13 protein-coding genes are annotated in these 15,118 nt (G+C 35.8%); 4 read left to right on the top strand and 9 right to left on the bottom strand.

The window, feature by feature from the left end:
* From N2Z58_09310 to N2Z58_09285, 6 genes are all read right to left on the bottom strand, one after another.
* Nucleotides 1-564, bottom strand: a 564-nt coding sequence (locus tag N2Z58_09310; protein ID MCX7654855.1) for a fibronectin type III domain-containing protein, incomplete at its 3' end; no start/stop codon positions are given.
* A gap of 123 nt (nt 565-687) precedes the next feature.
* A complete protein-coding gene (locus tag N2Z58_09305; GenBank protein MCX7654854.1) occupies nt 688-1,689 on the bottom strand; it encodes a M42 family metallopeptidase in 1,002 nt (333 codons plus the stop codon).
* Nucleotides 1,683-2,732, bottom strand: coding sequence for a M20/M25/M40 family metallo-hydrolase (locus N2Z58_09300; GenBank protein MCX7654853.1), 1,050 nt, complete (start codon nt 2,730-2,732; stop codon nt 1,683-1,685). The genes N2Z58_09305 and N2Z58_09300 overlap by 7 nt, the downstream gene beginning before the upstream one ends.
* Nucleotides 2,725-3,369: a septum site-determining protein MinC gene (gene minC / locus N2Z58_09295; GenBank protein MCX7654852.1), complete on the bottom strand. Its 645-nt coding sequence runs from the start codon at nt 3,367-3,369 to the stop codon at nt 2,725-2,727. The genes N2Z58_09300 and minC overlap by 8 nt, the downstream gene beginning before the upstream one ends.
* Before the next feature lie 64 nt (nt 3,370-3,433).
* Nucleotides 3,434-4,510 (bottom strand): HD domain-containing protein, encoded by a 1,077-nt coding sequence (locus tag N2Z58_09290; protein ID MCX7654851.1) that lies wholly within the window; start codon nt 4,508-4,510, stop codon nt 3,434-3,436.
* Between the two features lie 488 nt (nt 4,511-4,998).
* Nucleotides 4,999-5,829, bottom strand: coding sequence for a GGDEF domain-containing protein (locus tag N2Z58_09285; protein ID MCX7654850.1), 831 nt, complete (start codon nt 5,827-5,829; stop codon nt 4,999-5,001).
* A gap of 92 nt (nt 5,830-5,921) precedes the next feature.
* Here N2Z58_09285 and N2Z58_09280 point away from each other — a divergent pair, with 92 nt between their 5' ends.
* The 3 genes from N2Z58_09280 to N2Z58_09270 are packed head-to-tail and all read left to right on the top strand — an operon-like array spanning nt 5,922 to nt 8,477.
* Complete coding sequence (locus tag N2Z58_09280; protein ID MCX7654849.1) at nt 5,922-6,287, top strand: type II secretion system GspH family protein; 366 nt, start codon at nt 5,922-5,924, stop codon at nt 6,285-6,287.
* A gap of 25 nt (nt 6,288-6,312) precedes the next feature.
* Complete coding sequence (locus N2Z58_09275) at nt 6,313-6,780, top strand: hypothetical protein (protein MCX7654848.1); 468 nt, start codon at nt 6,313-6,315, stop codon at nt 6,778-6,780.
* Nucleotides 6,781-6,815: 35 nt separating this feature from the next.
* The gene (locus N2Z58_09270) at nt 6,816-8,477 is read left to right on the top strand and encodes a hypothetical protein (protein ID MCX7654847.1); all 1,662 of its coding nucleotides are present in this window, start codon (nt 6,816-6,818) and stop codon (nt 8,475-8,477) included.
* Nucleotide 8,478: 1 nt separating this feature from the next.
* On the opposite strand, the gene N2Z58_09265 is transcribed toward N2Z58_09270, so the two are convergent.
* From N2Z58_09265 to N2Z58_09255, 3 genes are all read right to left on the bottom strand, one after another.
* Entirely contained in the window at nt 8,479-10,041 is a 1,563-nt protein-coding gene (locus N2Z58_09265) for a hypothetical protein (GenBank protein MCX7654846.1), read from the bottom strand.
* Complete coding sequence (locus N2Z58_09260) at nt 10,025-12,058, bottom strand: S8 family serine peptidase (protein MCX7654845.1); 2,034 nt, start codon at nt 12,056-12,058, stop codon at nt 10,025-10,027. The genes N2Z58_09265 and N2Z58_09260 overlap by 17 nt, the downstream gene beginning before the upstream one ends.
* A gap of 153 nt (nt 12,059-12,211) precedes the next feature.
* Complete coding sequence (locus N2Z58_09255) at nt 12,212-13,510, bottom strand: nucleotide sugar dehydrogenase (protein MCX7654844.1); 1,299 nt, start codon at nt 13,508-13,510, stop codon at nt 12,212-12,214.
* Nucleotides 13,511-13,688: 178 nt separating this feature from the next.
* Here N2Z58_09255 and N2Z58_09250 point away from each other — a divergent pair.
* On the top strand, nt 13,689-15,118 hold a 1,430-nt coding region (locus tag N2Z58_09250), incomplete at its 3' end, for a polysaccharide export protein (protein ID MCX7654843.1).

Below are 15,118 nucleotides of genomic sequence, written 5' to 3'. Positions count from 1 at the left end.
GCCGTATTTCTTTGCAACAACTTTAATTTCGTTTTCATCGCTTGCAAGTTTCACAATTCCATCGGGACCTGTCTTTTTTGTTTTGATTAGTGTACCGTCCATTTTGTAGAAACTAACATCAACATTTTCTTCTGGACCACCTGAACGGTACTCGACCGTCATGAAACTGTATAAGTTTTTGCCAGTTGTAAACCTATACAAAGCGCTCTCTTTTGATGCACCTTGAGGATCCTTTGCAACAAACTTCCAAGAATAAGTCGTGTTTGGTTTCAGATTGCTCAGTGTGAACTCTTCTTTTGTCAAGTCTTTTTCTTGGATTATCCATGAACTTGGGTTCGTTCCTTCTCCAACGTAGAGATCGTACTTCAAACTTTGACCCTCTGGATCAACTGCTTTCCATTTCAAGGTTATTCCTTCAATGTCAAGGTTCGTTGCACCGTCTTTGGCTACTAATGACTCGTTAGATAACTGATCCGGTGGTTGGTTGAATAGTTGTGCACAATTTGTAAAAAGAAATAGTGAAAAAACCAAAACAGTCACAAGAAGGTAATATCTTCTTTTCACCTTAAATCCCCCCTTATAGAAATGTGAGATTGTTTTCTATAATAAAGGTTTTCTCATTTATTATAACATAAAGTTTTTCTATAGCAAATAATTGATTTTGGTGTTAGTTTAAAAGTTACTTAATCACAATTCCGTTACCAAATTCGTAATCAATTTTATCGTATTTTCATAATCTTTTCTATTTATCATCGACAAGGGACTGTGGATGTATCTTGCTGGTACTGATATCACTCCCGAGGCAATACCTGTAAGTGCGTATCTTCTTGCGTTTGTACCTCCCACTGTCCTCATTTTGTATTGAAATGGTATGTCTTTTTCCTTGGCAATTTCTACAAGTTTTTCAAATATTTGCTGATGAACAACATAACCACTGTGCATAAATGTTATCGCTGGACCATCACCAAGATGTGTTGACCACAATTGTTTTTCAAGTTCTGGATCATCCCCACTTGTTGTTGTTTCCACTGCAATAGCTATGTCCACACTTAATTGTTCAGCAATTATCGCTGGGCCTCTTAGCCCTGTTTCTTCTTGAACGGTAAATGCAAAGTAAATATCGTCCTGTGGCTGGATATCTTGTTCTATTATATCCATGAGTATGCTACATCCACATCGGTCGTCAAGCGCTTTTGCGATTATGAAATCTTCTGTTTCTTCGTACTGCGTTGTAAATGCCACCATATCACCTATTTTTACTATTCTTTCTGCCTCCTGTTTTGACTTCGCACCAATATCGATTTTTAATTCTGAGTATTTTGGTGTATTCATCAAACCATCTTTTTGAATGTGAACAGCCTTGTAACCTATGATACCTACGATTTCTTTACCTACTTGTACTTTCTTGCCTATCACTACTCTTGCATCTACCCCCCCAACTGGTGCAAAAGATAATGTTCCATCTTCGTTTATATTAGTTACCATAAATCCAACCTCATCCATATGGGCATCAAGAAGGATTTTCTTACCTCTTCCTTTGCCTTTTTTCAGGGCTATTAGATTTCCCATTCTGTCTACGTGTATTTCATCAACTTTTTCTTTTATACGCTCTTTTATATATTCTCTAACCTCTTCCTCGTATCCGGAAACACCTTTTATTTCTGTTAGGTCTCTTAAATATTTCAGCATGATTTTCCCTCCTCGAGTTCGGAAAGTTCTGTCACAGTAAATGCGAGTAATTTTGCAGTATCTTCTAAGTCTTTTATGTAAACTTTTTCATAAGGATTGTGCATATATTTTAATGGTATTGAAACTAATGCTGTCTTAACACCTATTCTTGTAAGTTGTACCTCATCTGTGTCTGTTCCGGATCTTGATGGAATAGGTTCAATTTGGATTTTTATGTTGTACTTTGCGGCTACTTTTTGGATATGTTCAACAAACTTTTTGTTTGTTACAGGTCCAATTCCTATCGCTGGTCCTTCTCCCATCTTTATTTTTGGGAAGCCAGGTATATCTTCATCACCGTGAGTAACATCTATGACTATTCCGTATTCTATTTCACTTATATATGCTCCACTTTTAGCACCAGGACCTCCGATTTCTTCCTGAGTAGAGAATATGTAATATACCTGTGCTGTTGTCTTCATTCTTGATAAAAATTCAGCAGCTTTGATTATTGATACGCAACTTGCCCTGTTGTCGATTGCTGGAGCGTATACCGTTCCATTTTTCTCAAAACCTTCTACATCAATTGTCACCAGATCACCGATATTTATCTCTCTCCAGTTTGGGTTCATTGTAACATCAACGAACAAATGATCGTAATCAGGAACTTTTTTCGATTCTTCTGTCGTTTGAAGGTGCGGAGGCATGAAACCCACAATACCTCTTAGCTTGCCTTTTTTCGTGTGTATCCATACTTTTTGGCTTATAATAGTCTTCGGATCCCAACCACCTATGGTGGAAAGTCTTAAAAAGCCATCTTCGTATATCTTAGCAACAAGAAACGCAATTTGGTCAGCGTGTGCAAAAAAGGCTATTTTTTGACCGATCCCCTTTTTCACACAAACTAAGCTACCCATTGGTGTTCTAAAACATTCGTCAGAATACGATTTCATTATGTTTTCTATTTCGCCGAGAACCTCGTCTTCGTATCCGGAAGGTCCGGGTATACTTGTAAGTTTTAAAAGCAAATCTTTTGTTGAAAACTTTTTTTCATTCTCACTCAAGGCTTATCCCTCCCATTTTTCTATCAAATTCTGTTATTTCTATTCTACCACTTTTGACGTACAATACGCATGGATAATCATGTTTTTCTGAAAACGTACCCTTCAAATCTGAAATCTGCACAAATGGAGCTTCAAATGAAAGGGCTGCAATAATTGACTCTCTTCCTTCATTTATACCTGCTCTTACCGTACCTTGACAACGTCCAAATATTATTACACTTCCCCCCGCTACAATTTCTGCTCCAGCATGTAAATTCCCTATCAACAACACATCACCAGAATGTATGATGCTTTGACCACTTCGAAGGTTTTTCTTTACCACTTTTGTTCCTGACCTGGTATCCCCTTGATTAACCATATCAATTTTCCTTTTTACTATCACTTCATTTGTTCCTTCAGAACCCATCAGTACATGAGAAATTGTCAAACCGAGTTCCTGAACCCTTGCAACTATTTTTGGAATATCAGATATGTGCTTTTCATGCTCCTCGACAAGTAACATTATCTTGTCACCTTTTGCAAAGAAATTACCCATGCTTTTTATCTTATCCTCTATCTTTTGTAAAACCTCAAGAATATCGGTGTAATCTTTTACGTAAAGTACAAGTCCGTCTTTTGTCATTTTGAAATCTACCAAGAAAAATACCTCCTTTCTTGCAACATTGGTAAGCGTTAGATCAAAGATCTATATACTGTTACTCTTAAATAATTCTTGATTCAGATTCTATCTCATCTATCCATTCAGACACATCCAACGGCGATATGCCCTTTATCAACCTTTTGAAAGTGAAAAAGTTATCTACGAATATGTCCTGCTTGTTTCCAGAGTAGATTTCCAATGCACACTCAAGAAGTGCAGCAAAATAATCTGCAGCCCTCACTATATTTCCAGATTCTCCCGTAAAAGGATTCACGAAATGTTCTATGTATTTCCGAATTGGCTGTAGATAGTTATTTCCATCTATCCATTCAACTATCATTTCACGTTCAACCGTACTTACAAGTTCGTCAAAACCTGGTAGTTTCTTTTTCGTTGGTGTTATAACATCACCAGTGAATGTTTCGGGGAAGTCATGTAAAATACCCTTAACTATTACATCTTCTACGTTTTGGAATCTTACCAATTTGGCGATTAGGTATGCTATAGTAACAACGAGGAAGGAGTGACCAGAAACGGTAGTTCTGACGTTCCTATGTGTTCTGTTCCATCTTATCATCGCTGTTAGGTTAAGTATGGAAGACCAAACGTAATTTGCTATGTTCCAAAGCATTTCCGTTTGATTTTTATCAAACTTTGTTTTTAATTTATCTATTTTTTCTTTTAACTCTCTCAATGGTTGGGAATAGTCAAATATCTTACCATTCTCAAAAGCCTCTAAGTAGCTTACATAAAGATCGGCAATTTTATCAACAGGATTTTCTGTTCCCTCAGAAATTAACAACTCAATGGCTTCACTATCAACTGAGTGTTTAAGCTCTTCTACCGACTTTTCAGCCAATTCTTTCCAAACTTTTGGTGAAAATCTTTCAATGCGTTCTTTTAACTGAAGTGATATGTCAGAAAGTACAATCTTCGGAAGTTCTCGTGCAAGTCTCCAACGTAGGCTCTCTTCTATATCTCCACCAAAAATTGTTTTAAAAAGGAAGGACAAAAAGAGTGTGTTAAACGAATTGTCTGCTTCAGAAAAACGTATTATAGCTGGTCTATTGTTCCAACGTTGGATAGTAAATAATTTAGTAAGTGAAAATAAAAACTTTCCCTTTCCCAATTTGATCACTCCAGACTATTTTTCAAACTATTCTTTGTGTTTATTATACCACGAGGTTTTCAAGAAAAAGAACTCAGAACTATTTGTTTTATATTGTAAACAATCATCCGAAAAAGTTAAGCTTGCTAAAGATATTCTACTGCCACTTCGTTTTCAAAGCAAAGTAAAATCACGCAATAAATTGAGAAAAATCATCAAATGATACTAACATTCAAATGAGATAATTCCTTGTTGAAAAATACGACAAACACCGACTCTTTTGCATCAAGAGCAAATTAATATAACCTTCGTATAAACATTATGTTAGAATTAAAAAATCAAGAGACAACCCTGCTTGTAGGAAAAATTTGAGGAAAAATAACAGTAGTCTTAAGTCTTTAAGGAAAGTAAAACTGCGGAATGTGTGATGAATAGGGTGAAAAGGATAAGACTATCCGAGTAAGTTTAAAATGCGGTTTATGGAACTGAGAATAATTCAATCGAAAACATTAAGAAAATCAATCAAGAGTGTATTGTTCGGCAATAGCATATTGACTGATTAATTTCTTGTTTGTATTTTTAAATTCGTACATTTTCATATCTGCTTTTTGAATTGCATCATCAATAGATGAGCATTCTTCTAAATTAACAATCCCATATGAAAATTTTACACTCGATATCTCCACAATTCTTTTTACAACACTATCAGGCTGAGTAGAGTCTATGTACAGTAAAAATTCATCCCCTCCATACCGAATAAAGATATCATTTTTTCGTATGTTTGAAAGCACGGTTTTAGACAAATTTAAAAGCAACTCATCACCTTTCTGGTGACCGTACTTGTCGTTGTACTTTTTTAAGTCATCTACATCAATGAAAACTAGATAACCCTTTTTCTGTCCACGCTTTATACTTTCGAATATCTTCCCAATAATCTCAAGCCCAGCTTGACGAGTATAAGCACCTGTTAGTTTATCAAAAAATGTGCTTTTAACAAAGTTGTTGTGTTCAACAATATTGTTTAGATGCACCTCTGCTATTTCGAAGATTGTTTCTATATTGTTTTTTTCTTTTTCTGGTAATGAGAAGTAATAAATTACCAAAATCATATTCTGGGAATAAAAGTTGTAAGAAATTCCTTTAGGTCTTCCAACTATCTTGACATACGATGGTGTCATTATCCTAACACCAATTACTGATGTGCTGGTGTATATTATCTTAGCCAATCTATTTACAAAATCAACTTCGTTGAGTGTTTGGACTAAGTGTTTAATTTGTGCTAAGATATTTTTATATTGCCTTTCAATTTGACTTCTTAATTCATTGCTTTCGACAAAAATGTTCTCCATCTTCTCAACCTCTTGTCATTTTTTCCTGAATACCAAACTAATTATCGCCTAAGAATGTCTAATATTTTAGAGCAGAGGAAAGGAGAGGTTACATGAAGAATGGTTTTTCATTGATAGAGAGTATAGTTGCTGTATTCATGATATCGTTGATTTTCTTAGCAATTGCATCAGGTTTATCAAGTATTTTACTCACAATAGTTTCAATTCAGAACATGCAAAAAACCACAGAATTTGAGAATTTTATAGCCCGATGGGTTTATATTCAGTCAGATTTTTCAACTATTGTAGAAGACGTTAACAGAGCCTTTTATGGTACCAATAACCCGATAAACTATCCAAAAGTCAGAAGTGTTGCACTCAGCAACGTTAGTAATTACTTTGATAAATTCACATTTGAAATAGAGTACTTGGCTAATAAAGTAAAATATTTTACCGTCTATAAATACAGAGCGTATTGAACTTTTCTAAGGGAAGGTGCGAATTGTGGATTTAAGCTTATCTGGTTTGATAGCAGCAATGATTGTTTTTACAATCATCTTTGCTATGCTTGGATTGATTTTTGATATAACATTACGAGTGCTTAACCAGCAAAAATTGTATTCAGAATTCTCTGCAGAAGCTCAAAGGATAGTGCACGTAGTTGACTTACTGTTATCTCAAAGTGTTTGGACCGATAGAGTATCGGCAAATGGTAGTTCACTAACGTTAGATTTTTTTGTTCCAGTCGGTACTTCTGTTGTAAAACAACTAAAAATGCTTAGAATTGAGAATTCAGAGATTGTTTTTGATGGAAAAAGGATAGCAAGCATATCGAATCTGGTGAGAAGTGTTAGGTTCTCACTTGAAGATATTCGGGGGAAAAAATATATACTGATGAGTATAGAACCTGAGAGTATTAGATTTAGACCCTATTTAATTCCTATCATGACTGCGCTGAGTGAAGGGAATTGAATAAAGTAAAGAATTAATTCATGGATGGTGGTAAAATGAAAAATAATTTTAAAGAAGGTTTTGCCACAGCGATTGTTCTTATTTTTCTTGTTATTTCGAGTATAATTTTGCTTACAATTTACGAAATTGCTCAGAATTACAGAAATAACGCTGTAAAAATGAGCGTATCTGTTCAGCTTGACACCGACGCTCTCAACGTACTTAATTCCGGAATTGGTTATCTAAGAAGCAGGAGCATAGGAATCTTAGGATTTAACGTGTCATTTTCTTCAGATACACCCAATTGGTTTGATAATGATTACATGAACAAGCTGAACGAAAGTTGGAAGACGTTTGTAATGCAAAATGTCAAAAGAAACTCTGTTTACAAAATACTCTCTTTCACTTCATCATCGAATTTTTCAGTTGACCAAACCTTGGCAAATGAAATACAGCGGTACAAACAATCTAGGGAACTTTCCTCTGTAGAGTTGTACGCATTTGAGATTTCTAAGTTAAATTTGTTTTTGGTCTCAAAGGTTCAGAAAGGTGATAGAGTAACCTATGCATACGGTATCGTTGGTTCAAAACTGCTTAATCAATACATTTATTTCACGAACAAAGAAAAGCTTCCAACAGGTTCTACAATATTTTTCAAATCCGGTGAGCTCATAGATGGACCGTTGAGAACACATGATTATATTAACATAAACAACGCAGGTGGGCGCCCTACATTTCTGAGTACTATTGAGGTACTTGGAATAAAGGATCAAAATGGAAATATTGTTCCTGTTTCTAATTATCAAACGTTTGCAGATTTACGAGGTAATCCACCTTACAAGATCTTGACTCAACAAGATGTTGATGCATTGAGGTTTGATTTGATCAAACAAGAGTATAAAGCTGCAATAAGTGGACTTGTGAATACTTACGATTATGCAAAAAATAATCCCAACAACTTAACTGGTTTGAGATTTACCGGTGATATTACAGTAAGTTTTAATCACGGACAAGGTGGCTCAAATTATGATGTAAAGATATCACAAGGTAACGTTGATTACATTATCACATGGGAACCTTCAGGACCTCCAAGAGCTCGCTTAAGAAGACAAGGTGGTGGACAACCTGAAGAGTTTGTTTTCAATTTCAATGGAATAATCTATTCTACTGGGAATATGACTGTAGATGGTCCCACAAAGCTCTCGACGTATAAGGGTAACTACACTCTCTATTCTGAAAATGATATTTTGATAGCAGATAGACTAATTCCCGCACAAACGTACAGCACTTTATTCACCGCTAATGAACACGGCAACAACGGCGAGGAAATATCAGTAAATAAAATCAATCAAATAAAGAATTTCTTTTCTTTCGGTGAGACCTCTTCCTTAAATCTAGTTGGTGAAAAAAACGTACGAATAATAGAAAAACTCAACAATATGAAACTCTTCGGTAGTATCTTTGCCTTCGATGGTTCGTTTACAGTGGATAACTACAACACTGGCAGTTCAAACCAACAGCTTTTCGTTTTTGGCAGTATTATGCAAAACTTAAGAGGACCCGTAGGAACATTCAATCCTTCAACAGGTCAAACCTTAACAGGCTATTACAAATCGTATGTTTATGATCCACGAATTGTGACAGGGGCATATCAACCTGCTGGAACACCAACGAAATCTGGTACGATAAGATTATTTGTACTTGGCTTGGCTAAGTAATTCATTCACCTTTGGTTACAAAAAGGTAGTACTTTTCTGGAGGAATAACTGAAATCGAGATAACACCATTGTAGTCACAAACAATACACGTAGAAATCGAATTGTTTGTTTCATCTTCCCAGATAGCCGCAATAAGCTCAGGACCCCATTCGTAGGGTTTGTTAGCTTGGAGCTTTTTATCAGGTAGATTATACCAACTGTAATCTGAAAATTCAATTCGTACATTCTTATCCTTTGATTTAAAGATAACTTGTCCTTCTGAGTTCACAGGATAATGGTATTTTTTATTCACATTCATATCGTAAAGCCAGACGTCGTACCAATATGTCACAAGACCATCGTATTCCTCAAGTCCAACAAAATTCCAAGAAAATACTGGAGTTGTTGAAACATCGACTGAATTATCAGCTGGTTGAACGTTTGAAATACCAAAGAGAGGTAAAACTATGACACTACCCAATGTTGTTTTCGAAGCTTCGAAAGATCCATAAACACTACTCACAGCATACCAAATGCGTTTTCCGTAGGTGATTTCCCCAGAAGAATCTATAAACATGTTCATATTGCCATTGACAGTAGCTATTTTGGAGAATTTTTTCCCGTCAAACGAACGATACACAGCATAGCCTACTGGTTTGTCTGTACGTGATTTTTGAGAACTTTCTTCCCATTTTTTCCATTTAATTACTACATAAGAATTTGAATATTTCGATGCGTTATTGTAATACTTAACTTGAGAGTTAATATTATAACCATAAATCGCGGGCTTACTGTATTCGACGTAATATGGTGTAACTCTTAAATCAACCAAACCAATAAAGTACAACGGAACAATAATTTCATATCTGTTATCATTCTCGTCGTAAGCATCTATAAACAAGTAGGTTTTTCCATTGAATGGTGATGTATCAATAGTTCCGTTTAATTTATCCCCTGCGTTGTAAATTCTTGGCGAAGTCAGTGCTTCAGCACCAGGTGGATTTCCGAGTTTTGCGTACATATGTGATATTTTAACATTATCACTTCTTGCCCACGCTTCTATATAAATCCGACCTTTTTGAACGATTCTATAAACCCCATCCTTGTCATTGACATATTTAGTTCCTTTCATTTCCGAATCATAAAGTGAAAAACCTATCTGTATGTTGCTTTTTGCTGCGGGATCGAACTTTGGCTTTCTCAAAGTCGTATTTAGATTAATTGAAGAATGCAAAGACAGTATATCAATAACAGTATTCGCATATCCTTCTTTTTGTATTTCTATCTTGTATGCGGAGTTTAGTTCCAAATTTTCAAATATCACCATACCACTATCATTTGATTTTTTCGATATTCTTCCGCTTTTTGTATCTAAAATAACAGTTGCATCTTTTACCACAGGACCAGAATTATACTCTGTTATCACTATTCTTACATAACCATAATAACTTTGAATTAGCTTCGCACAGCTACTTGATGCAATCAACGCAAATGTGGTGAGTAACCATGCAAGTGAAGTTAAGATAATATTTTGCAAAGCGCTGCTCTTTGGTGATTTTTTTGAGAATCTATTGCCCATTTCCAAACACCGTCCACCATTCTGAAACATTATCGCTCAAAATAGTTTCCGCACTACCTTTCAATACTGTACCAGTTACAGAGATTATTTTTCCATTCAGCCTTATCTCACCATTTATAACTAAATTTGAAGTAGCTTTTTCTGGTATTACTAGCTTTATTCTGTATTTTCCACTAAGGTCAGAGAAATCGTATGAAGATACGGATGAAAAATCGACCACTCGCTCAACAACTATTTCATCAGGGCCGTTGTTTTTTTCAAAGTATACAGCAATTTTTTCAGGTTTATTTGTCAAACTCAAGATTGCACTTGAATTCAACTTTACCAACATGCTTTCAGAATCAGATTCAACAATTTTTTCAAACTTCAAAAATCTCTCTTCGGCTTTTCTGAAACATAACCTTGGAAAACTCGAGACATTTGTTCTTTCTTGGCTATCCGGACCACCTAAGAAAATATCATATTTTCCAGTTGGTATACTACAAAATTTAGCCACACCATCCTTATTTGTCTTTGCAAAATACCTAACAACTCGACCGCTTTCAGGGGTTCCTATCAAAGTTATGAAAACTGATGGTATATTCCAACTTTCATAAGCATCTGTTACTTTAACAAAAAAGTTTGTACCACCGCTTGAAGAGATATCTGTTTTGATAGCCTTTGCTTGCAATAATCCGTACCCTGACCTATCATCCACTCCAGACTCGTCGATATCAAGCGCAGATTTTTCAATTAGGCCTTTGATTTGCCAAGGTTTAGCTTGTGGATATTTCTGTAACAACAAGGCAACAAGACCAGAAACATAAGGTGTAGCCATAGAGGTACCGGACATAAATCCATAATAGCCGTTGTTATCACTACTTAGAAAAGAATCTTTATCATAACCGTAGGAATCCTGTTGTGGCATTGTTGATAATATATTCACCCCTGGCGCGGAGATGGATAAGGAAGGACTTCTACTTGAAAAATTAGCTGTTTTTATATCACCACCATTGTATTCGGCAGCACCAACCTGAATAACACCTGGATAATTTGCCGGATACATAAAAGATTGAGACGAACTAGAATTACCTGCTGCGGCTACAACTATTACATTTCTTTCGAGAGCATAATCGAATGCATCTTTTAACAACTGCGAATAACCGGGTCCTCCCCAAGAATTACTTAAAATCTTTGCACCGTGGTCAACTGCCCAAACAATACCTCTTGCCGTAAAATCGTCTCCAACATACCAACCACCTTCATCAAATATAACTATCGGCATTATCTTTGCCTTTGGAGCCACACCAACAATACCTTTGCCATCCTTTTTCGCGGCAATAATTCCTGCAACATGCGTGCCGTGAGCTCCTCCAAAGGAAGAATCTGAATACGCCTGAATTACCTGACCGCTTTTTGGCCTATACCCTTCTATAACCTGTCCTGCCAAATCTGGGTGCGTACCATCTACTCCTGTGTCAAGAACGGCAATGATTATTTCGTTACCTTCAAAACCTTCATCCCACGACTGCTTTACATCGATAGCTCTGTGCCCCCAAAGGTAAAAATCAAGCGTTTCGTTTGTATAATTACTTTTGAAAGGCATTACTAATTCTTTGTTTTTCGAAATCTTGATCCCTGACTTAGTTTTCTGAACTGGTGCAAGAAATCTCTTATACACAGGTTCAACGTATCTTATTCCGTAAGCAGACAAATCCCCTAAGCTCTTCAACTTCTCAAAGACTGCTTCGACAGCTTCTTTTGTTTCAACTGAAAAAGCCTTTAATTCAGGAATGTGTACAATCATATTCCCATTTAAAAGATGAACTATATCATGTATATATTTTTCCGAAGAATAACCAACAATTAGCCTGTTTTCATACAAGTTGCTATTAAAATCTTGATTAGGATAATTTGTTTGCTTTGATTCCATTGCTTTACTCCTTACACATGACGAAAAAAGAAAAGCACACGCAATGCATAACATTAATAAAGATAAAAAATGGATTGAAAATATTGATTTTCTCAAAAGCAAATTTTTCACTCAGCATCACCTCTTTAAAAAGCTTAGCAATAACTATATTATATCATGTGTCCATAATAAATTCATAGGACATGCTGTTAAAAGCACATTGCGATTTATAGTTAAAAACAAAAGCAGACCAACGGTCTGCTTTTGGAATTGAAGTAACTTTGATCATAAAAGTATTACATTCTCGTACTTTCCTTTTGTAACATTCTTTGTATCGAACACAAAAGGAACGCGTTTGGCTATATATTCGTAATCAATGCCAATCGTATGTCCTGAAGTAATGACAGCACCATCGATGGTTTTCAAAAATTCGTCCGTTAATTCACAACGTTTATAGTGCTTTCCATTATGCTCAAATTCTGGAATAAATGGATCATAGTAATAAACATTTACCTTCTTCTTCTCTAGCAACTCAATCACTTTTAGTGCTGGACTTTCACGTAAATCATCAATATTACCTTTATAAGCTACGCCAAGCAACAATATATTCGTGCCATTAAAACACTTTCTTCTATCGTTTAGTATATCAGCCAATCTTTCGACAACATACTGAGGCATACCATCTGAAATCTCTCCCGCTAGTTCAACAAGCATCATATGCAAATCATACTCTCTTGCCTTGTAAACAAGATAAAATGGATCGATTGGTATACAATGCCCACCAATGCCTGGTCCGGGGTAAAATGGCATATAACCAAAAGGCTTTGTAGCTGCAGCATCTATAACTTCCCAGATATTAATTCCCATTTTATTTGCAATCTTTGTCATCTCCTGAACAAGCGCAATATTTACAAGCCTGAAAGTATTCTCAAGAATTTTGGTCATCTCCGCAGCCTTTGGTGAGGAAACCGGAAAAACACCTGCTTCAAGCACATTCTCATAAAGAGCAACGGCATGTTTTGTACACTCAGAAGTCATACCCCCCACAACCTTTGGTGTATTACGTGTTTTATACCGGGGATTACCAGGATCCACACGCTCGGGACTAAATGCAAGATAAAAATCTTTACCTACCTTAAGTCCTGTTTGTTCAAGTATTGGAAGCACAACCTCATCCGTTGTACCTGGGTAGGTGGTACTTTCAAGCACGATCAGTTGTCCCTTTCTTAATCGTCTTTTAATTTCTTCGGTACTCTTAATTATATAGCTTAAATCAGGTTGTTTAAATTTATCAAGAGGAGTTGGTACACAGATACTAATCACATCACAATTTGAAAGCTCATCAAAATTGGTCGTTGCCCTCAACTTCCCGGAAATTACTAGTTCTTTCAATTCTTCGTCATCGACATCACCGATGTAATTTTCCCCGCGATTGATCATATCAACGCGCTTTTGCTGAATATCAAAACCAATAACCTTAAAACCTGCCCTTGCCTTTTCCACAGCTAACGGAAGACCAACGTATCCCATTCCGATAACACCTACAACTGCCTGCCTTCCAAGTATCTTTTCGTATAATCCCATTTTTCGTCCCTCCTTTGTTCGGGAAACTGACTCTATTCATTCACTGAATGAATATTACCATATATATTATCGGAAGTCAAACAAAAGATTTAAAATTGACGTTAAACAAAAATAACTTTACCGAACTGTATTGTGGTAAAATAGAAACGAAAAAGTACTCAAAAAGGGAGGTACGAACGTGAGAAGGTACACAGTCATAACATTAGTAATTTTTTGTTTGAGTTTAGCTTTTTCTAGTATACGTGTTGGAGACTACATATCCGTAGATGTTTTTGGTCAAAAGGAACTTAGCAAAACTTTTTTGGTGTCTTCCGATGGGACAATTTCTTACCCGTATGTCGGTACTATTAGAGTTGTAGGACTAACTGTTGATCAGGTCAAATCCATAATTGAGCAAGGACTGAGAAAGATAATCAAAGACCCGATTGTAACAGTTTACATCGAGAAATATGCGCCAAGATATGTTTTTCTACAAGGAGTAGTAAATCAAGCTATAGATATTTCTTATATTCCCAATTTGACCTTAACAAAAGTTTTGTCTCTTACTGGCTTGGATATTATGAAAACGACTACAACAGCGAAAGACGGAAATACAAGAGATATCGATTTTACTAAAGTTCAGCTGATAAGAGGTGGAAAACCAACAACTTACAATCTTTTACCGTTTCTCTACGGTGAATACTTGGCAAATGACCCAATTATATCGGAGGGTGATATAATTTACCTCCCATCTCTAACAGATGATAAAAAAATAATAGTAATAGGCGCATATAACCTCACTACTGGTTACGAGCCGGGCATGAGTTTAAGGACGTTGTTGTTAAGATTAGGACCTCTCGATAAAGAAAAAGTACAAATAGAAAATGCTGTACTTACAATCGATAATAAGCCCGTTTTAGTGAATCTTGAAAATGTAATAAATGGAAGGATAAATTACGAGCTAAAGCCTGGTGCAACACTTTACATTCCAAAGCGTGATGATAGATATGTTTATGTAGTCGGTTATGTACTTAACCCAGGAGTACAGTTTTTTAATGCAGATGAAGAAATGACGTTGGCTTTTGCGATTGCTAAAGCGGGTGGAATAGAAAAGGAATATGAAAAATGGATTGAAAAAATTAATATTATCACTCCTAATGTGGGCTCAAAAGAATATGCAAAGGACGTATTAAAAAATGCCAACGAAGTGAAACTAACGAACGCATGCATAATAGAAGTGAAGAAATACCCAGAATTTAAAGTCTACCTAACAGGAGACTTTGTGATGCAAAGTCAAGTTGTATTCGAACCAGATGAACCAAAGACATTGCAGCAATTGTTTGTAAAAATAGGAGGATTAAAAACAGATCAATTCAAGTGGATAGAAAGCATAAAGATAAATGGAAATGCGGTTGATAAAACAAAACTCGAATCGTATACATTAAAAGACAAAGATGTGGTGGAGATAAAGAAATACCCAGAATTTAAAGTCTACCTAACAGGAGACTTTGTGATGCAAAGTCAGACAACGGGAGTAAGTGGGTTTACAGGACAAAGTCAAGTTGTATTCGAACCAGATGAACCAAAGACATTGCAGCAATTGTTTGTAAAAATAGGAGGATTAAAAAC

Source organism: Fervidobacterium sp. (assembly GCA_026419195.1).
Taxonomy (GTDB): Bacteria; Thermotogota; Thermotogae; order Thermotogales; family Fervidobacteriaceae; genus Fervidobacterium.
The sequence above is the reverse complement of the archived record's forward strand: the minus strand, read 5'-3'. Positions and strand labels throughout refer to the sequence as shown.